At 45.8% G+C, this 20,673-nt stretch carries 18 protein-coding genes and 1 other RNA gene; 16 read left to right on the top strand and 3 right to left on the bottom strand.

The window, feature by feature from the left end:
* The first annotated feature begins 32 nt into the window (after positions 1–32).
* The 5 genes from rpoD to AR543_RS18155 all read left to right on the top strand — a co-directional run bounded on the left by rpoD (position 33) and on the right by AR543_RS18155 (position 4,923).
* Positions 33–1,160: an RNA polymerase sigma factor RpoD gene (gene rpoD, locus AR543_RS18175; RefSeq protein ID WP_060535821.1), complete on the top strand. Its 1,128-nt coding sequence runs from the start codon at positions 33–35 to the stop codon at positions 1,158–1,160.
* Positions 1,161–1,588: 428 nt separating this feature from the next.
* On the top strand, positions 1,589–2,008 hold the full coding sequence (locus AR543_RS18170) for a hypothetical protein (RefSeq protein ID WP_060535820.1): 420 nt from the start codon (positions 1,589–1,591) through the stop codon (positions 2,006–2,008).
* Between the two features lie 229 nt (positions 2,009–2,237).
* A complete protein-coding gene (locus AR543_RS18165) occupies positions 2,238–3,065 on the top strand; it encodes a hypothetical protein (protein ID WP_060535819.1) in 828 nt (275 codons plus the stop codon).
* Complete coding sequence (locus AR543_RS18160; protein WP_060535818.1) at positions 3,062–3,832, top strand: tRNA (adenine(22)-N(1))-methyltransferase; 771 nt, start codon at positions 3,062–3,064, stop codon at positions 3,830–3,832. The genes AR543_RS18165 and AR543_RS18160 overlap by 4 nt, the downstream gene beginning before the upstream one ends.
* Positions 3,808–4,923, top strand: a complete 1,116-nt coding sequence (locus tag AR543_RS18155) for a Nif3-like dinuclear metal center hexameric protein (protein ID WP_060535817.1) — start codon at positions 3,808–3,810, stop codon at positions 4,921–4,923. Before AR543_RS18160 ends, AR543_RS18155 begins: the two co-directional genes overlap by 25 nt.
* A 115-nt stretch (positions 4,924–5,038) precedes the next feature.
* Here AR543_RS18155 and AR543_RS18150 read toward each other — a convergent pair whose 3' ends face one another.
* On the bottom strand, positions 5,039–5,560 hold the full coding sequence (locus AR543_RS18150; protein WP_060535816.1) for a GNAT family N-acetyltransferase: 522 nt from the start codon (positions 5,558–5,560) through the stop codon (positions 5,039–5,041).
* 116 nt (positions 5,561–5,676) lie between these two features.
* Between AR543_RS18150 and AR543_RS18145 the strand changes: the two genes are divergently transcribed.
* From AR543_RS18145 to thiI, 7 genes are all read left to right on the top strand, one after another.
* Complete coding sequence (locus tag AR543_RS18145) at positions 5,677–6,495, top strand: MerR family transcriptional regulator (RefSeq protein ID WP_060535815.1); 819 nt, start codon at positions 5,677–5,679, stop codon at positions 6,493–6,495.
* An 89-nt stretch (positions 6,496–6,584) separates the two neighbouring features.
* An RNA gene (rnpB, locus tag AR543_RS18140) (RNase P RNA component class A) lies at positions 6,585–6,988 on the top strand.
* A gap of 496 nt (positions 6,989–7,484) precedes the next feature.
* Complete coding sequence (locus tag AR543_RS18135; RefSeq protein ID WP_060535814.1) at positions 7,485–7,985, top strand: YpuI family protein; 501 nt, start codon at positions 7,485–7,487, stop codon at positions 7,983–7,985.
* Between the two features lie 159 nt (positions 7,986–8,144).
* Positions 8,145–8,978 (top strand): GNAT family N-acetyltransferase, encoded by an 834-nt coding sequence (locus tag AR543_RS18130; RefSeq protein WP_060535813.1) that lies wholly within the window; start codon positions 8,145–8,147, stop codon positions 8,976–8,978.
* Between the two features lie 165 nt (positions 8,979–9,143).
* Positions 9,144–9,977 (top strand): lytic transglycosylase domain-containing protein, encoded by an 834-nt coding sequence (locus AR543_RS18125; protein ID WP_060535812.1) that lies wholly within the window; start codon positions 9,144–9,146, stop codon positions 9,975–9,977.
* A gap of 219 nt (positions 9,978–10,196) precedes the next feature.
* Positions 10,197–11,342 carry a cysteine desulfurase family protein gene (locus AR543_RS18120; protein WP_060535811.1) on the top strand — a complete coding sequence of 382 codons (1,146 nt, stop codon included), beginning with the start codon at positions 10,197–10,199 and terminating at the stop codon, positions 11,340–11,342.
* Positions 11,343–11,351: 9 nt separating this feature from the next.
* Positions 11,352–12,578 carry a tRNA uracil 4-sulfurtransferase ThiI gene (thiI, locus tag AR543_RS18115; protein WP_060535810.1) on the top strand — a complete coding sequence of 409 codons (1,227 nt, stop codon included), beginning with the start codon at positions 11,352–11,354 and terminating at the stop codon, positions 12,576–12,578.
* Between the two features lie 171 nt (positions 12,579–12,749).
* Here thiI and AR543_RS18110 read toward each other — a convergent pair whose 3' ends face one another.
* Entirely contained in the window at positions 12,750–13,430 is a 681-nt protein-coding gene (locus AR543_RS18110) for a TerC family protein (RefSeq protein ID WP_060535809.1), read from the bottom strand.
* A gap of 347 nt (positions 13,431–13,777) precedes the next feature.
* Between AR543_RS18110 and AR543_RS18105 the strand changes: the two genes are divergently transcribed.
* The 4 genes from AR543_RS18105 to AR543_RS18090 all read left to right on the top strand — a co-directional run bounded on the left by AR543_RS18105 (position 13,778) and on the right by AR543_RS18090 (position 19,404).
* Entirely contained in the window at positions 13,778–14,275 is a 498-nt protein-coding gene (locus tag AR543_RS18105) for a hypothetical protein (protein WP_060535808.1), read from the top strand.
* Positions 14,276–14,430: 155 nt separating this feature from the next.
* On the top strand, positions 14,431–16,275 hold the full coding sequence (gene typA, locus AR543_RS18100) for a translational GTPase TypA (protein ID WP_060535807.1): 1,845 nt from the start codon (positions 14,431–14,433) through the stop codon (positions 16,273–16,275).
* Between the two features lie 142 nt (positions 16,276–16,417).
* Positions 16,418–17,569, top strand: coding sequence for an LCP family protein (locus AR543_RS18095; protein WP_060535806.1), 1,152 nt, complete (start codon positions 16,418–16,420; stop codon positions 17,567–17,569).
* Between the two features lie 503 nt (positions 17,570–18,072).
* Positions 18,073–19,404: a PhoH family protein gene (locus AR543_RS18090; protein WP_060535805.1), complete on the top strand. Its 1,332-nt coding sequence runs from the start codon at positions 18,073–18,075 to the stop codon at positions 19,402–19,404.
* A gap of 142 nt (positions 19,405–19,546) precedes the next feature.
* Here AR543_RS18090 and AR543_RS18085 read toward each other — a convergent pair whose 3' ends face one another.
* Positions 19,547–20,653, bottom strand: coding sequence for a hypothetical protein (locus AR543_RS18085; RefSeq protein WP_060535804.1), 1,107 nt, complete (start codon positions 20,651–20,653; stop codon positions 19,547–19,549).
* Positions 20,654–20,673 lie beyond the last annotated feature (20 nt).

The following is a 20,673-nucleotide window of genomic DNA, read 5'->3' as shown; positions in this document are numbered from 1 at the left end:
ACATTTATTTTCAGGGAGGAGGGAGTCGAAAGATGGCGAACGATCAGCATACTGAATTGGAAACCGAATTAACGCTCGAACAGGTAAAAGAGCAGCTTATTGAGGTAGGTAAAAAGAGATCCTCACTGAACTACAAGGATATCGCAGAGAGACTGGCCGCTTTTGACCAGGATGCAGAACAGATCGATGAGTTCTACGAACAACTCGGAGATATGGGTATCGAAGTAATCAATGAAGGTGACGAGGAAGTCACGAACGATTCCGAGAACGAGCGCGAAAATGGAGATAATGATTTCAGCTTTGACGATGATCTGGCGTTGCCGCCGGGTATCAAAATCAATGATCCGGTCCGCATGTATCTGAAAGAAATCGGTCGTGTTCCTTTGCTGTCGGCAGACAGTGAAGTCGAACTGGCCAAGCGCATTGAACAAGGTGACGAAGAAGCAAAACGAAGACTGGCTGAAGCCAACCTTCGTCTCGTGGTCAGTATTGCCAAACGGTATGTTGGACGCGGTATGCTGTTCCTGGATCTGATCCAGGAAGGGAATATGGGTCTGATCAAAGCTGTTGAGAAATTTGACCACACCAAAGGATACAAATTCAGTACGTATGCAACATGGTGGATTCGCCAGGCTATCACCCGCGCGATTGCGGATCAGGCCAGAACGATTCGTATTCCGGTGCATATGGTAGAGACCATCAACAAGCTGATCCGGGTATCTCGTCAGCTGCTGCAGGAACTGGGGCGCGAACCGACGCCAGAAGAAATTGCAGCCGAGATGGAATTAAGCGTAGAAAAAGTACGCGAAATTATGAAAATCGCACAGGAACCTGTATCTCTGGAGACGCCGATCGGGGAAGAAGATGATTCTCACCTGGGTGACTTTATCGAGGATCAGGATGCACTGGCACCGGCTGATGCAGCAGCTTACGAGCTGCTCAAGGAACAGCTGGAAGATGTGCTGGATACGCTGACCGAGCGTGAAGAAAATGTACTTCGTCTGCGCTTTGGCCTGGACGATGGACGTACGCGTACGCTGGAAGAAGTGGGTAAAGTATTTGGCGTTACCCGCGAGCGTATCCGTCAGATTGAAGCCAAGGCTCTGCGCAAACTGCGCCATCCAAGCCGCAGCAAACGTCTGAAGGACTTCCTGGAATAGAATATAAAATTGTATAACTCGTAATAAAAATGGAATATCTAAAATGCAAAAAGGAGTCTGCTCTACAATAGAGCGGACTCCTTTTTTTTACAAAATAATAAAAGCTTAGCTGTTTAGATCATATTAAAAGTATACAAATTGCTATTTCAAAAAAAGCGATTGTAACAAGGTCAATCATAAGATTGCTATAAGGGCTATCGAATATAGACTATCAGGCATGAAAAAGGATATGATATATTTAGAAATGAATACCATAATTACATAAAAAGAGTACAAGAGTTCTGATGATTTTTTGTTTCAATAGTTCTTAAAACTACATTTAAATATAAGTATAGCTGTCATGCTATCTCCAGTTTCATTTGGTACTGATCTAATTATGTTGGTAAAAAACTAAAAGATATTCATTTTATTAAAAAGAGGAGAATCATATGAATAATTTAAAAAATATTTTGTTTACTTCAATAATGCTTCTTTCTTTGAGTACAGGAATTGTTTATGCCAACAGTACACTGGATAAAGCTTCAGCACAATCGGTTAATACCGATACACCAAGCGAAGCAGCATCGAAAGCGCTATCCGATTATAGTCAACAATGGAAAGATGAAACCAAAGGTCTTCCATTGGAAAGTTATACTATCCAAAGTATAGATGATTCCAATCCCAAACAAATCATATTTGATCTCAATGCACATTTTAAAAATACCGATACTGCCTTACCATTAAAAGTAATAGTGAACTATAAGGCTGGAACATACGAGGTTGTTAAACCCGAACCAGTAGTGTATGACCTCATTAAAGGATCCAGCACCTATGGACAAATTGCAGATTCTCATCCAACTTATAAATAAATATGATTAATGCAGTCAACTCACAACATTTATTAAATAAAGTTGTGAGTTTTCTTTTATTTTACATGCTATATTTCAACTGTATTTAAGTTAAATCGACTTTATATTTTGCAAATTCTTTACATTTACCCTTCTTTCAACGATATATAATTATATGGTTTGTAATCCGGTGTGAGCTCTGACAAATGATATGTTAGGTAGCCGGAATGATAAAAGGAGACGGGGGAGTATGGTGAATCAGGATAAAAGGGGAGTTATTCTCGATGAGATTGAATACTGGCGGGAGAATCGTCTGCTGCCAGCGCATTATTGCGATTTTCTGATGAATCTGTATGATGTAAATCAGGAACGCAGTGACAAAAAGGTATTGTCCATGCAATCATTCAAGCAGGGCAATATACGCACATGGATTTTTACGTTCCTGATGCTTTGTTTTATATGTATGGTACTGCTGTACTTTACGACTTTTCCGTTTCTGGTACAGCTGGTATGTGTACCGGTATTTACAGCGCTTTGTTATACAGGCGGTATTCGCTGGCGCAAACGCAATCCGATCGCATCATCGTTTCTGCTGGCTGTAGGGAGTATGCTGATGCTGGGGATGGGCATATTAATTATTCGCCAGCATGAATTGAATCCATCACTGTGGATTACTGTACTTGTCATTGGATGTGCGTTAATCTGGTGTATAATGGGATATGTGATTTCCAGTCCGGTACTGCTGTATATCGGGTTTGGTGCGTTTGTGCTGCTGTATGCAGGATTTTTTGCGCGTGTGAATCCAGGGGCTTCCTGGCTGGTACTGCAGGGTCTGTGGCTGCCGCTCAGTCTGCTGCTGGTCTGGTTCAGCTGGCTGGTTCACCATCGAGGCAAAAAGTTGGCTGCAGTCTATTTTACGAGCGGAATCGCCATCTGGTTTATGCCGGAAGTGGATGAAGTACTGCTTCGCGGACAGGTTCCGGATATTTTTGCAGTGCTGTGTGTAACCAAGATTGCACTGGCTTGCATTCTTTTATTTATACTTCGAAAAAAATGGATAGTGTGGGTGGCTGCATGAAATTATCAACAAGATTAACAAGAATTGCGGAACAGATTCCAGCAGGGAGCCGGTTGGCGGATATTGGGTCCGACCATGCTCTCTTGCCGGTATTTGCCGTGCGTCAGGGCCGGGTAACCCAAGCGGTAGCCGGAGAAGTCAATCAGGGGCCGCTGGATGCGGCTCAGCGCCAGGTGAACGAAGCTGGACTGAGTCAGGTGATTGAGCCAAGATTGGGCAATGGTCTGGCAGTGCTGCATCCGGGAGAAGTAGATGTGATCACGATCGCTGGTATGGGCGGTGCATTGATCGTAACTATTTTGTCCGAAGGATTGGACAAGCTTGAAGGGGTATCCCGTCTGATTTTGCAACCGAATGTGGGAGAAGAGTTTGTACGTCGCTGGCTGCTGGAGCATGGCTGGTTCCTGTCTTCCGAGCAGATCTTGGAAGAAGATGGCCGTACATATGAGATTCTGACTGCAGATCGTCTGGCTGATGCGGCAGAACGCAATGTACAGCTGTATCAGGAGCGTCTGCTAACAGGTCCAGAAGGGCTGCAGGTCGAGCTGCATGATTTTAGCTTGCTGCAATTTGGTCCTTATTTGCTGAATGAAGCTTCTACGGTATTTATAGACAAATGGAAACAGGAAATCGACAAGCTGGAAAAGGTGGCAGCATCGGTTGGTCGTTCGGATACGGATGAAGCCAAGCTAAAAGTTGCTGCGCTGCAGCAGCAGATCAAGCTCGTGAAGGAGGTACTGTTATGCTTGCAAAAGGACAGACCGTAATCCAGTATATGGAGCAGTTTGCTCCCAAATCAATCGCTGTACCCGATGACCGAATTGGTCTTCAGCTGGGTACGCTGCAAAAAGAAATTACTGGTGTACTGGTTGCGCTTGATGTGACCGAAGAAGTGATCGATGAAGCTATCGCGCTGAATGCCAATCTGATTATTGCGCATCATGCGATTATTTTCCGTCCGCTGAAAAGCCTGCAGACGAGCACGCCGATGGGCCGCCTGTATGAAAAGCTGATCAAGCATGATATTGCGGTCTATATCAGTCACACCAATCTGGATATTGCCGAAGGTGGGGTCAATGACTGGATGGCCGAGGCGCTGGGACTGCGCCAGACGGTGCCGATTGAGCAGACGTCTTCGGATGAGTATCTCAAATTGGTTACTTTTGTGCCTGCTTCGCATCTGGAAGCAGTACGCAGCGCTGTCTGGGCGACAGGAGCCGGCCATATTGGCAATTACAGCCACTGCAGCTTCAACACGGAAGGAACAGGCACATTCCAGCCGGAAGAAGGAACGAACCCGTATACAGGTCAGCAGGGCAAGCTGGAACATGCTGCCGAAGTCCGTTTTGAGACGATTATTCCGTCGAGTCTGCGCAATAAGGCGGTTCAGGCACTGATCAAGTCTCATCCGTACGAAGAAGTAGCCTATGATCTGTATCCACTGGCACTGCCGGGCAAAGCCTACGGTCTGGGCCGTGTCGGCAAGCTGGATGCGCCGGTCACTCTGGGTGAATTTGTGGAGACGGTCAAAAAAGGACTCGATGTGCCAACAGTGCGTGTCGTAGGCGATCTGCAAGGCACTGTCAAAAAGGCCGCTGTGCTGGGCGGTTCGGGTAGCCGTTATGTAAATGGGGCATTGTTCAAGGGAGCCGACGTTATTGTAACCGGTGATATCGATTATCATACCGCTCATGATGCATTGCTCGCCGGTATTGCTATTATCGATCCGGGTCACAACACAGAGAAGATTATGAAGCCCGGCGTAGCAGGCGTGCTTCAGGCGCGTCTACATGCCGATAAATACACGACCCCTGTACATGCTTCTATAATTGATACCGAGGTATTCCGGTTCATTTAACCTGTACTTATGGAATAGAAATCTGCAGAAGCAGCTATACAACAACAAAGCAAAGGCTGTAGCGATTATCCGGTAATGTCCGGTAATCGCTACAGCCTTTTTTCGTTAATGAAGATTAATGATTATGCACGGGCATACGATAGACATGCCGGTACAGCTCTTGCCGGATGGAATGGAATCGTTCCTGTGTAAGCGGCTGGGGATAACTCATAATACATAATAGCATCCCGGACTGCCCTGTACGCAGAGGAGGCTGCATATACATATAGTCTTCTAGATGAAAGCCCAGCCGTTCATAGAAGCCGATTCGGCGCTGCTGCAGTTCGTCTTCCGGCGGCTCAACCTCCAGTACAACCGGCATACCGGATAGAGAGAGGAATCGCTCCATTAGGCGTTTGCCAATACCTCCGCCGCGAATATGTGGAGATACTGCGATATTCTCGACATATCGCACGGTCTCCAGCTCCCATCCTGCCAGAAAAGCAATAATATCGCCCTGCTCGTTGGTCTCGGTCAGCAGACGATAGCGAGGGTCGGCCAATAATTTTTGTTGTTCCTCGTAGGTCCGATACTCGGTAACAGGAAAAGATTGCGCCATAATATCAAATACCTGGTTAAATGCGTGTTGTGTAATCATAATATCCACCTTTAAGTAATAGAAGTTGATCGTTTTCATATCCACTATGCTAAACTCTGGTATAATACCAGGGTCAAGCTTCTGTTTTCAGAATTTATGGTCAAAGGTGAGGACCCATGAAAAACAATTATAAAATCAGTGAAATATCCAGGCTGTATCATATCGGTATCGACTCTCTTCGCTATTACGAAAAGCTCGGTATATTGAAGCCCCGCCGGGATACCAATGGATATCGCCTGTATAGTCTTCAGGATATGTACAGGCTGAATATTATCCGCGATTTGCGTCAGCTAAATTTCTCGATGCAGCAGATCAAGGAGTATCTGGATCATCAAAGTATTGATCATACGCTGGAGCTGCTGCACCGGGAGCAATCTCTGATTCAGGAGCAGATCAGCCAGCTTCAGGACAAAAATCATTTGCTGCAAGCGCGAATAGAAGTGCTTTCGGCAGCAGCCCGGATACATACGGGGATATTTAAAATAAAAAAAATACCTGTTCGTCCTTGCCTGCAGCTGAGTACCCGTATTACCCGGGACGAAGAAATGGACTTTGCGATCCGTAAGCTGCATTCACGGCATGAGGACAGAATACGGGACTTTGGCAATCAGCTGTATGCAGCCTCGGTATTGGTGGAAGAACTGACAAAAGATCAACCGGTTGTATTCGAATCGGTGTTTTTTATACTGGAGCCGAATGAGTTCGACTATGACTTTGTACTGCCGGCAGGAGATTATCTTTCCGTGTGCTATCGGGGTGGCTATCATCAAAGCGCTGAACGGATTCGGGAAATACTGGATTATGCAGAGCAGGCCGGGCTGGATATTCTGGGCAGCCCTTTTGAAATCTATGAAGTGGATAATCGCGACAGTATGCGTGAAGAGGAATATGTAACCGAAATTCAGCTGAGAGTGGCGCAAAAAGACAAAGAATAACACAGCATAGCCAGCACAATGATAAATTTATATTTGCCTCTTGCCACCGACTGCCGAAAATTATATAATATGCTGTGTTGCGTTCGCGGAAAGTTTAACAGACAATCGCCGGTAGCCGAAAGGCTGCGGGAGGAAAGTCCGGGCTCCGTAGGGCAGGGTGCTGGATAACATCCAGTCAGTGCAAACTGAAGGATAGTGCCACAGAAATGGACCGCCGATGGCTCGCAAGAGTACAGGCAAGGATGGAACCGAGGTGTAAGAGACCCCGAGGAACACTGGTGACTTTGTTCCTGGTAAACCCCATCTGGAGCAAGACCTAAAGAGATACAGCTTTTTTTCGGAAAAGCAGCCTTAGCCCGAGGTGTATCGAGGTTGGTCGCTGGAGCCAAATAGTAATGTTTGGCCTAGATAGATGATTGTCACCAAAAGTGGGAGGGTAGTTCCCGATCGAACCACAACTGGTACAGAACCCGGCTTATGAGAAACTTTCCCAACTGACGCCACGTTTATTCAACAAGTATGCTAGTTATTTGGTCATGTATGGCGGATTTATTCGCATGTAGGGTATACAGCATAATTACATTTTTACTGACCAATTCAATATCCGCTGTACAAAGGCGGTGTATCTTCCGATAATAAAGGAAGGTACACCGCCTTTATGATGGAAAACAGGTAAAATTTGAAATGTTCAATGAAATCTGTATCATAAACCTGCCATATACCTTGATTGTTAAGGTAAATAAAAGTAATCTATATGGTATTAAATCAATCATCTGCTGATACATTGATGAGAAGATATTCATGAACATGCCTGGTGGTTAAAGAATTATAAGAGCGTAACAATGAATGCCTAAAAATTGATGTTTGTAAACTGAAGTGGAACTAACACATGAAATGAGTTTTATGGTAGGATGTAAGTTAAATCAGGGTTAAATTGTACAACGACCTAACCCAGTCTTAAAGGAACCAATTAAGGGGGAGCTACAGTCATGTCAGCTGCAAATGTCCATAAGTTGAGTGAAGGCACACGGGAAAAGTTGAAACCGGTCATCGAGAAACTGGAAGGGTTTTTGAATGAATATTCTCTAAAGGCATTGGCAGCCGAACAGGGAGAAGATACATTACCTTTTTACAAAGGGTTTCTGGCAGACTTGCGTCACCTGCTGGTATTCTCCGAAGTATCCTATGAGAAATTAGGCGTAGTTCTGCGTCGTGCTAACTTTGATGCAGAATTTGCTGAAAAAGCTCTTTATAACGCGTATCATCAGTGCGTAAACAGCTTTTTCTACCCTAAAAATGAGTGCTACTCCGAAGATGGACGTTATGCCTATACAGGACAGGAAGCCATTCGTTTCCGTCAGACACCTGTGAAGCCGGTTAGAGATATTATTCTGGATATCACCAGAACCTTTGAGGAACTGCGTGATGATCTGTCTTACTACGAAAGTGACTATTTGACACAGCGCCGCATGAATCAGCGCCACGCCTAAACCGTTCATTACGTATATATTATTACCAACTGCAATTCCAAGGGTGCCTGCTCAGGCATCCTTATTTTTTTGTAATCGCTGGGTAAATAGCATGATATAAACCAGATAGACATACATATTCTTTTTTACATTATTTATTTAAAAGGAGTCTTCGTAAATATGAGTGCGAATCATATCACAGCAGATGCAGCCTATATCCGGCGATATCCTTCCTTCGTATATTCGGTAATGGATGGTACGATAGCCGGAGCCATTTATACAGAATCTGCAGATGGACAGACCGATCAATACAGCAGCCTATCTGGAGAGAAGTATGATGCTGCACAGATACCTGCTGCATTCAATAATATGGACAGACCGATCTGGGTGGAGACGACGATAGGTCTTTGTTATGCAGGAGGCGGTGATTCTTCGGGTTCTTTTTATGACAGGGTCAATACGTATTGTCTTAATCGTATACAGACCAAGGATAGGTTTACTTTATTCTCGGATCGTGAGGTATGGAATAAGATGGCTGCCCGGCTGCCTGTTTCGTTGCGTCAATTGACCAGACAAGCGATGGAGTATGCGGATCTTTTTTTGCCGGATTATCCACTGAATCTGCCTGCCGGGTATGAATTGAAAAAAATAAATGAGTCTGTTATTCAAAAAAGCACGGTTTTTGACGAAAAGTATTATAGGACGTATTGGGGCTCGTCTGCATACTATCTGCTAAACGGACTAGGTTATGCTATTGTGCATGAAAATCAGGTGGTTTGCGAGTGTACTTCAATTTTTGCCAATACCTGGACAGCCGAGCTGGATATCTACACAGCTATAGAACATCGAGGCCAAAAGCTAGCTGCAATAGCTGCACAATCTTTTATTAACCAATGTATCAAGACCCGGCGTCAGCCGATATGGGAATGCAATTTGGATAACGAAGCTTCCCGACAATTGGCAGCTCGATCAGGGTTTGTCCCTTCATATACTTACAGCGTATGGACACGTTAGAGAATAGTACCATACGGGAGATTGTTCCTATTTTCCACCTGGGTGATCAGAATCGTCATTCATTCTCATGCCTAACATGTGTAAAAGCAGTACACTGGGAATATAGAGAAATACTTAGACGGAAATCCATCATTCATTTACAAATAGACAGGAGCTACCAACCATATGCAAATTGATCCAAATACAGCAAAGCAAATGCTTGAACTGCGATATCTGAATGCATCAGGCGGAGGCAGCACAACACCTGCTGCTGTAAATACCAATGATACCGACCAACTGTTTCAGTTGATGCTGCAGCAAAATATCGGAACCTCCAGCGAAGCCCAGAGCTCGGGTGCCAGTGTGCAAAGTCTGGCGAGTCTGGTATCGGCAGGGGCTCCTTCTTCGGTAACCGGAAGCACGTACGGAACAGGTTCCACCGATCCTTGGTATAATTTTGACCAACTGCCGGAAGTCAGCCCGGAGAGTGCAACAGCTACAGCACGTGCAGGCCTGACCGAAAGCAGCAGCCCGGCAGCCGTATCGGCTGGCGGAGATACCTCTGCACTTCAGGGAATCGGCGGAGCGGATAACGGAAGCAAAGCGACAGCCTACAATGATCTGATCAGCACAGCGAGCAGCAAATATGGTATTCCCGAATCACTCATCAAAGCAGTAATCGATGTGGAGTCTTCCTTTAATCCTCGTGCAGGTTCTTCGGCTGGAGCCAAAGGACTGATGCAGCTGATGGACGGCACAGCAGCCGGACTGGGTGTAAGCAACTCTTATGATCCTGCCCAGAATATTGATGGAGGCACCAAATATTTATCCTACCAGCTGAAGCATTTTGACAACAACGTCAAAACCGCACTGGCTGCCTACAATGCAGGCCCGGGACGACTGCAAAAACTGGGCATTTCCAATGATAATGAACTGATGGCCAAATTCGATCAGCTGCCAAAAGAAACGCAGCGTTATATTAGCAAAATCGAAAATGCCCAGAGCAAATATGCTCTTTAAATTTCGATCATCCCTGTAATAAAGCCAACTCTTCCAACCAGAATGTATGGTATAATGACAGGCAGACGGTTTTAGCATCTGACTGTAACTTTCAGAAGAAATGGCAGCGACTATTATTTTTGAAAGAGATCAAAAAGCGGAGCGTTTATCCGTATTTTGGTCTCTTTTCGTCTTGTCCGTTACTTGTATGTATAGATAGGAAGCAGGGGGTAGGATACATTGAAATACTTTGACTATGCAGCTACGACACCTCCTTATCCCGAGGTGGTACGAGCGATGTCCCAGATCATGGACAAGCATTACGGCAATCCATCCTCCCTTCATCGTTATGGTGAAGAATCGGAACGATTGATTCGCCGGGCGAGAGAAGTAACAGCAGGTATACTGGATGTACAACCAGCCGAGATTATATGGACCTCGGGAGCGACTGAGAGCAATAATCTGGCGATCAAAGGTGCAGCGCTGCGCAAAGGGCGAATGCAGGGCCATCTGATCACTACAATGATCGAGCATCCTTCGGTCTACGAAACTTTTCGTCAACTGGAGCTGTTTGGATTTGAAGTCAGTTATATAAATCCGCAGCCGAATGGAACAGTCTCACCTGAAGATATACTCGCTGCGATCAGACCCGATACTATTTTGGTCAGTGTAATGCATGTCAATAATGAGACCGGAGCTGTCCAACCGATTGAACAGATTACCCGGCTAATCAAGTCTCATCACCCTAGAGTTCTTGTGCATGTGGATGGTGTGCAGGGCTTTGGCAAAATCCCTATGTCGTTAAAAGAGTGGGGAATCGACCTGTACAGCCTGTCTGCCCACAAGCTTAGAGGCCCCAAAGGTACCGGTCTGTTATATGTAAAACTGGGGCTAGAGCTGCTGCCGTTGCTGGCAGGTGGAGGACAGGAACAGGGATATCGCTCAGGCACGGAAAATGCTGCCGGAATAGCGGGCATGACCAAAGCGCTGCGCCTGATTACCGAGCAGCAGCCACAGCAGTACAAGCATCTGTGTAGGCTTCGTGATACCTTGCAGCAGGCTATTTGCGATATTCCGGGGCTGGTATTGACCGAAGTGATACCTGTTGCGCCGCATATTATTCATTTTATGTACCCGGGCATGAAGTCGGAAGTCGTACTCCACAGCCTAGAGCAGCAGGGCTGTCTGGTATCTACCCAGTCTGCCTGCTCCTCGCGGAAGTCTGTACCCAGCCGTGTATTAACAGCAATGGGGATGGATCGTGAGCATGCGGGCAGTGGCATCCGGATCAGTCTGGGAGATAAACATACATCGGAAGATGTGGAATACCTGATAGGAGCGCTTCGACAGACAGTACAATCGCTGCGTTCATTGGAGAGGAGATAAACCGGTTTGATGCATAATATTAGTCGCCTGATGCTCAGAATGGGCGAAATTACACTCAAAGGAAAAAACAGAGGTCGTTTTGAAAAAGTGATCGCCGAGCATGTGCGTGAAATCCTCCGTCCTTATCCGCAGGCACGAGTACATCGTGAATATGGACGATTGTATGTAGAGACAGGAGGAGTATCGGCAGAGCTGTTAATAGGTCTGCTGCGTAATGTTTTTGGTATTGTGGATATTATTCCGGTCAAGCAGGCAGAGCCGGAGCTGGATTCTATTATCCAGGCAGCTCTGGAGCTGATCGGTGAACACGCTCTACAGACCGAGACGACGTTCAAAGTAACTGCGCGCCGGGTATGGAAGCCTTTTCCGCATTCTTCCCAGGACATGAATCACCTGATTGGTTCGCCTGTGCTGCGCGCCAATCCACTGCTCAAAGTAGATGTACGCCATCCCGATATCGAACTGCGTGTAGAAGTACGTGAAAATGCAGCCTATGTATACAGCCAGATTATTCCGGCAGTCGGCGGATTTCCGAGAGGCAGTAACGGCCGGGCTATGCTGATGCTGTCAGGTGGTATTGATAGTCCGGTCGCAGGCTGGCAGTCCATGAAAAGAGGACTGGAGATCGAATGTGTCCATTTCCACAGCTATCCGTTTACCAGTGAACGGGCCAAGCAAAAAGTCATTGACCTGACCCGCGTACTGGCTGGATATGGCGGTAAAATCAAGCTGCATGTAGTACCATTCACAGAGATCCAGACTGCTTTTACGACAACAGGACAGGATAATCTGATGATCACCTTGATGCGCAGAGCGATGCTTCGGATTACAACCCGGCTCGCCGAGCAGCAAAAGGGATTGGCGATCATTACCGGAGAAAGTCTGGGCCAGGTAGCAAGCCAGACACTGAACAGTATGAATGTGATCGAGCGGGCTACCGAGCTGCCTATTCTGCGTCCTCTGGTGATGCAGAGCAAAGACGAGATTATTCAGGTATCCCAGCAGATCGGTACCTATGATCTGTCAATTCTCCCGTATGAGGATTGCTGTACTTTATTTGTTCCCAAATCGCCGGCTACCAATCCGAATCTGCGGATCGTCGAGAAGGTAGAATCGTTCCTGGATCTGGAGGAAATGATTCAGCGGGCAGTGGAGCAGACCGAAGTAATGGTGATTGAGGCAGGTTCGTCGACAGAATCCTCTTCTACGGAAGCCATGGAAGAAGACTGGCTGTAACGCACGGCATATTGTACACCAAATTATAGCAAAACAGCTGCTATTCCTATTCCGGCAAAATGTTCACGGAAAAAGGATAGCAGCTGTTTTCATTTCTATATACTACACAATAGAGAAATTAATTAACGCCGTCAGTTGCTTAACTGTCTTGTAGAAAGAGTGTCTGAATGATTATGAAGCTGTGCGGTTGGCAGCCTGGCGATTTTTCAGATATCCAGCCAGCAGTACCCCTATAATAATGAAAACAACGAATATCCATCTCCAGAGCGGATGCGCTTCGAACACATTGTGCAGACGTTCTTCTTCGGTAATCATATGCGAAGCGGTGTACGCAAGTACCGCACTACCTACATAAATAATCCATGGAAAACGATTGGTCAGTTTGATAAAGATCGTACTGCCCCAGACTACAATAGGGACACTGATACATAGACCGATAATAACGAGACCAATATGCTGGTTGGCAGCACCAGCGACCGCAATAACATTATCGAGTCCCATTGCTGCGTCGGCTACGATAATAGTCCAGACAGCGCTCCAGAGAGAAGTGCCGGCTTTGACATCCTTATGTTCTTCATTATCGGTGAGCAGTTTGTAGGCGATAGCTATCAGCAGCAGACCACCAACGACCAGCAGCCACGGGATTTGCAGCAGCCAGATTACAGCAATCGTTGCCACGATCCGGATAATTACCGCTCCAAGCATACCGTAGAGAATAGCTTTTTTCTGTGTTTGCTGCGGCAGCTTGCGTGCAGCCAGACCGATGACGATAGCATTATCGCCCGCCAGAATAAGATCGATAAAAATGATGTTCAAAAGCGCCAGCCAAAAGCTGGCTTGAGTAATATCCAAAATGTCTCCACTCCTTTATGTTTGCCCGGATTAGCCGATAATAATAATATACCAGCAGTTGTCTGTTTACCAGGACAGGTTCAGCTTATGAAATGTTAGGATTGTTCTGCCAATGAGTATGGATAGAGGACAACATCCCCTAAATCATCACCGATTGTCAGATCAAGATGGCATGTTGTATTAATAACCAGAATAAAGGTAACAGTAACCGCCATGTCCTTTACAGGCAGTGTCTAGGAGACTGCTTTCGGGTAGTCTTTTGGCGGAATATCGGCTACACTGAAAGTAGGAAAAATACTGGATCAGCTGCTGCACTGGAATAAAAACGGCTGGGAGGAAAGCGTAATATGACGAATCGTAATCAGGGAGTTATTGCAATATTTATTATACTGGCCGGACTGGTCATCCTGCTTGGCAAGCTGGGTGTATTTGCTTTTATTGGACATGCTTTCTGGCCGCTGCTTATTTTGCTGCCGGGGGTACTACTGCAGCTGTTTTACTTTAGCCGCAGTGCATCCTCGTATGTGCTGATTCCGGCAGGAATTTTGACAGTATACGGGATTTTGTTTTTCTTTTGTAATATCTGGGGCTGGTCATTAATGGCTTATCTATGGCCGGTATTGCTGCTCGGTATTACTGTCGGATTGTATGAATACTACATGGTGTCAGCGTCTGCCGTATCTCGTAATATTGGTTTTGCTGCGGGTGTACTGGGTGCATTATCTATCATATTGCTCTTTTTCAGCCTGCTGGGAGCTTCGGCGCTATACTTGATCGCTCTGCTGCTGATTGGCGGAGGAATATGGATGCTGCTTAGTCGAACGAATTCCAAAAGAGGCTGGTAATAAGTATGATTAAGCTTGATTTATGTGATTTATGCCGTATAATGAATAATGAATCAGTTTACTAATGACGGTTTTTACAATTTTTTTATAATAAATAGTAGAGCGTCGGCTTCGTTGACCGACGCTCATTTTCTGGAGAGGATTTGGAGAATTTTATGCATTTGAGAGAGAATATCCGCAATATCGCCATTATTGCCCACGTTGACCATGGTAAAACAACACTGGTGGACAAACTGTTGCAGCAATCCGGCATTTTCCGTGATCACGAGACTTTGCAGGACCGCGCAATGGATTCCAATGATTTGGAGCGCGAACGCGGTATTACGATTCTGGCTAAAAATACAGCTATTACCTATAAAGATTATCTTATTAATATCGTGGATACTCCGGGTCACGCCGATTTCGGCGGTGAAGTAGAACGTATTATGAAAATGGTTGATGGTGTACTGCTGGTTGTTGATGCTTATGAAGGTTGCATGCCGCAAACGAAATTCGTTCTGCGCAAAGCGCTGGAGCACAACCTGACACCAATCGTTGTCGTGAACAAAATCGACCGTCCGGCAGCTCGTCCTGCTGAAGTTATTGATGAAGTACTGGAACTGTTTATCGAGCTGGGTGCTAACGATGATCAGCTGGACTTCCCGGTTGTTTATGCATCTGCATTGAACGGTACTTCCAGTATGGAAGATGATCCTGCTAAACAGGACGATAACATGCAAGCAATCTACGAAACTGTAGTAAGCAAAATCCCAGCTCCAACAGAAGATACAGAACAGCCGCTGCAGTTCCTCGTTACACTGATGGACTACAATGAATATCTGGGCCGTATCGCTGTTGGTCGCGTAAACCGTGGTATTATCCGTCAAGGTCAATCCGTAACGGTTATTACCCGCGAAGGCCAGAAGAAAACAGCTCGTATCGAGAAGCTGTTCGGATTCCAGGGTCTGAAACGTGTTGAAGTTGAAGAAGCAGGCGCAGGCGACATCATCGCACTGGCTGGTATCAAGGACATCAACATCGGTGAGACGATCGCTGATCCACAGAATCCGGAAGCACTGCCGGTTCTGAAAATTGACGAGCCTACACTGCAAATGACGTTCCTCGTGAACAACAGTCCATTTGCGGGTCGTGAAGGCAAATGGGTAACATCCCGTCGTCTGCGTGACCGTCTGTTCAAAGAGTTGGAAACTGACGTGAGTCTGCGTGTAGACGAAACAGAAAGCCCTGATGCTTATATCGTATCCGGACGTGGTGAGCTTCACCTGGGTATCCTGATCGAGAATATGCGTCGTGAAGGTTATGAGCTGCAAGTATCCAAGCCTGAAGTTATCGTTCGCGAGATCGATGGTACTCGCATGGAGCCAATCGAGCGTCTGATGATCGATGTGCCTGAAGAAAGCATGGGCGCAGTTATGGAGAGTCTGGGAAGCCGCAAAGCCGAGATGGTCAACATGATCAACAACGGTAGTGGCCAGGTTCGTCTGGAATTCCTGATTCCTGCACGTGGTCTGATCGGATATCGTACGTACTTCCTGACACTGACTCGTGGTTACGGTATTATGAACCATGCGTTCGACAGCTACGGCCCGCTCGTAGCAGGCCAGGTTGGCGGACGTCACCAGGGTGTACTCGTATCCAGTGAAAATGGTTCTTCCACACTGTACGGTATTCTGTCTGTTGAGGATCGCGGTACACTGTTCGTTGAACCGGGTGCTGAAATCTATGAAGGTATGATCGTTGGTGAACATACTCGTGATAACGATATCGTCGTTAACATTTGTAAAGAAAAGCAGCTGACTAACGTTCGTTCTGCGACCAAAGATGATACCGTTAAAATGAAAACTCCGCGTCTGTTCTCTCTGGAGCAAGCTCTGGAATACCTGAACGATGATGAGTATTGCGAAATCACGCCGAAAGCGATTCGTCTGCGCAAAAAAATCTTGAACAAGAGTGAGCGCGAACGTGCGGAGAAACACCGCAAAGCAGCACAAAATAGCTAATTCCGGTCGTGAAGTTGCAATTATAATCTGAATTCTTCATTATAGTAGGTGGCTGAATCCTGAGTATGCTGGTGATCGGCATAGGCTGGATCAGCCACCTTCACTACATTATCTAATAACGATGGAACAGGTGTTGAGAGCAATGAGTACGACTACAGGAGGACTTCCGCCGCGTGCGGGGGGCAAGGCCAAATCGCAAAAAGCCGGCAATCCCAAGTCCAATAAAAAACAAAAGAAAAAAGTTAGCGGCTTTAAACGATTTATGCAGATTCTGCTAATCGTGATTCTGCTGGCAATTGTAGGTGTTATGGCGTACGCTGGTATCATTTATTACCAGGTGCAGGGAATGTTCGAAGGTAAAGGTGGTACAGGTCAGGCTCCAGGTATCGTTGATACCAGAGTCCCTGAGAAATCTGCCAAGGAAAAGCCGATTACGATGGCTCTGCTCGGTACGGATTATCGTAAAGAGACCGGTACACGTCTTACCGACGTTGTTATGGTGGCTACGCTGAATCCGGATACCAAGTCTGCCACAATCGTATCACTGCCGCGGGATACGTATTTCCAGCTGGATGGATATATTCCAAACAAGCTGAATTCATACTATCCTAAATTCTATGCGGAAGATAAGAAGAAGGGTACAAATAATTCCATGCAGGAAATGCAGACCATGCTGGGCAAATATCTGGGAGTGGATGTCGATTATACGACGATTATTAACTTCCAGGGCTTCAGTGATGTTGTAGATGCTGTAGGTGGTGTAGATGTCGATGCAGCCATGAATATGTGTTATATTGACCGTGCAGACGGAACCAATATCAATATCAAAAAAGGGCCGCAGCATCTGAATGGAGAACAGGCGCTTGGATATGTACGTTATCGTCATTCCAGTAGTTCCTGTAGTCCACGCACACAGGAATCCAGTGACTTTGATCGTAACAAACGTCAGAACGAAGTACTGAATTCCGTCGTCGACAAAGTTCAATCGTTCAGCGGTGTAGCGAAACTGAGTTCGATTATCCAATCGGTCGATGATAATATGGAGACCGATATCGAAGGCAGCCAGTTCACCAATCTGTTGACCACATACTGGGATATTCCAAAAGCGAATATCAAGTATATGCCGGTTACAGGAGATTGGAAAAGCCCTTATGTATACATCAATGAGACCGAGCTTGCCAATGCCAAACAGGCACTTCAGGATGAACTGAGTGGAACAGCGACGCATTCGGATCAATTTGACGGTACAGGGACTTCGACTGAAAGTACAGGTCAGTCAGCGACTGCACAATAAAGTAAAAATTATATTTTCCGTATCCCTTGTGAACAGGGTTGGAGAGAAAAGAACAGGTTTCTGCCTATGCAGAGAGCTGTTCTTTTTATTACAAAAAATCTGTTTTTACAATTGATAAATAATGGATCAGGATACTAAATAGCCTACTGACCTCACATTTGAAAAGAGGATCATCTATGCTATAATATCTGTGCACCTTACTATTCGCTGAAGCAGGGATTGGAGGTTTTGGGATGCTGCAATGGATGTGCAATACACTATCGCATGATGGGGTCATTTCACGTGGGCAGAATCCAACTTTCACTCTGCTGTATGCTAGCGGTGCAGCTTTTTGTGTGTTGTCCAAAATATATACTAATGATAGGAAAAGTCTGGGCGCTGTATAACCCGGGCTTTTTTGTTTTACATCAAGGGGAGGGTGAGGCTTGACGGTTCAGGAAGCGGGAAGCATAAGCTGGAGGCATCAGAGATCACAAACAATTCGTACCCAGGGAGGAATCTCCATGAAAAAGATTTTTGTATTGGATACCAATGTGCTTCTTCACGATCCGAATGCCATTTTCGCTTTTGAAGAAAATGATGTGATTATTCCCGCGGTGGTATTGGAAGAAATAGATTCGAAAAAAAGAAATGCTGATGAAATCGGACGTAATGCCCGAGGTGTCTCTCGTTCACTGGATGCACTTCGTGAAATAGGCCATCTTCATGATGGAGTTCAGCTGGAAAATGGAGGTACACTGCGTGTTGAATTAAATCATCGCAGTTTTGCCAAAGTGCATGAAATGTTCGGTGAGATCACCAATGATAATCGGATTCTGGCAGTTGCTCTGAATTATGAATTGGAAGAGCGCGATAAAACTGAATCCCGTCAGGTTATTCTGGTGAGTAAAGACGTACTCGTTCGTGTCAAAGCCGATGTACTCGGCCTGATGACAGAAGACTATTTATCCGATCGTGCTGCAGAGCCCAACGAGATTTATACAGGTTATACCACACTGCAGGTTCATCCCGCTACTATCGATGATTTCTACAATAACCGTTATTTATCCGTGAATACGTTGAACCTGAATTATACGCTGTATCCCAATGAATTTGTGATTCTCAAAGACGAAATGGGCAGCGGTAAATCTGCCCTGCTCAAAGTCAGTCATGATGGCAGCAAGCTGGAACCTCTTTTCCTCAGCAATGAGCCGATATGGGGGATCGCTGCACGGAATGCCCAGCAGCGAATGGCCCTGGAACTGCTGCTTAATGATGATATTCCACTGGTGACGATTACAGGTAAAGCCGGTACAGGCAAAACGCTGCTGGCACTTGCCGCTTCTTTATCCAAAGTCGAAGATGAACAAAAATACAAAAAATTGCTGATCGCCCGTCCGGTTGTACCTATGGGTAAAGATATCGGATATTTACCAGGAGAAAAGGACGAGAAGCTTCGCCCATGGATGCAGCCAATCTATGACAATCTGGAATTTTTATTTGATACCAAAAAAGCTGGAGATATCGACAAGATTCTGATGGGACTGGGGAGTATTCAGGTAGAGGCACTTACCTATATTCGGGGTCGCTCGATCCCGGGACAATTTATTATTATTGATGAAGCACAGAATCTGTCCCGTCACGAAGTGAAGACGATAGTATCCCGTGTCGGTGAAGGCAGTAAAATCGTATTGGTCGGCGACCCGGATCAGATAGATCATCCTTATCTCGATTCAATCAGTAACGGTCTGACCCATGTGGTGGAGCATTTCAAACAGGAAGGAATCAGTGGCCATATTACTCTGGAAAAAGGGGAGCGCTCGAAACTGGCTCAATTGGCTGCAGATCTGCTGTAATATCAATCCAAACATCAATACACAAAAAGCGTCTTCTCCGATAAGGAAGAGGACGCTTTTTAATATGCGCATGATCTTGGGGATAGTGCAAGATTTGTACTACTTTTTATATCATTAGAGATGTCTGGTACCTGCTCCACATTTAATGAAGGGATAATTCCAATTGAACAGTCATCGATTGAGGTACAATCCCGACTGAAGTAGCTCTGAGATAAGGGATGATCTGTTCAGGATAAAAGCTCAGATCAAATTCGTTCTCCAGCATTTGACAGGTAGTATCCGGCAAACGAAATCCATTGAATACTAACTGGTCTACCCGAAAACGCATCGCGTTTTGCTGATTATTTTCTATTTCATAATGACCGATAATCTCCAGAGCAAGCTGTCCTTCCTCTCCATGGACAACCAGTCTGTTCTGTTCAAAGTTAAACTGCAGACTGTCCGGCAGACCGGCCGTTTGATGCAGAAAATCATTCAACTGCTGCTGCTCGATCACGATAGTATACTGCCTACCATTGGTACGAATAGCTCCCGGCTGGGCTTGAAGAAAGTCCGGAAATTGCTGCATAGATTGAGCCAGTGCCTGAAAATAGTTCTTCACTTCGTACAATCCAATATTTTCCCAATAGGCATTCATCTCAGCAATCAGCTGTCTGGCCGTATCCGGTTCGGAGCTGGAAGCAAGACCAGTATGAATTCGGGTTTGCAGAGAAGCTACACGTTGTCTTTGCTCGGTTAAACGACTGCCAATCGTGTTCAGCTCTGTGGAAGTACGCAGCAAATCGCTGCGTATAGACCGAATCTGATCATACCGGGTTCGATAATCCGCCATAACCTGCTGGTCATGATCCAGAATCATTTTATAGTATTCATAAAATGCGATTACACCCGATATACTGCCCGCCGCCCAAAAAGCATTGCGTAATTGCTCGCGTTCTCCAGTATAATAGGCAATCAGTACTTTATCGGACTGTATTTTGGCATCATTGAACTGCTGTTGACTGGTAATCGATTGCTGCTCCAGTTGCTCATATCTAGTACGAACCGCCTGTTCTTCCTGATGAATTCGCGTGATTTCATGATCAAGTTCGGTTACCGACAGGCTGTCTTCCAGCAGTTGACGGGTCTGCGGATCAAGCTGTTCTGCCGATTCTATTGAAGGAGCAGCAGCAGATATCACCGAAAAAGGAACGAAAATCGCTGTGAAGAAAGAGAAGCAAACGACACAGAAGGTGTAAACAGGTTTCATCTATCGTTTCCTCCCTGTAT

The organism is Paenibacillus bovis (assembly GCF_001421015.2).
Taxonomy (GTDB): Bacteria; Bacillota; Bacilli; order Paenibacillales; family Paenibacillaceae; genus Saccharibacillus; species Saccharibacillus bovis.
Note: the sequence above shows the minus strand (reverse complement) of the source record. Positions and strands in the feature narration are given on the sequence as shown.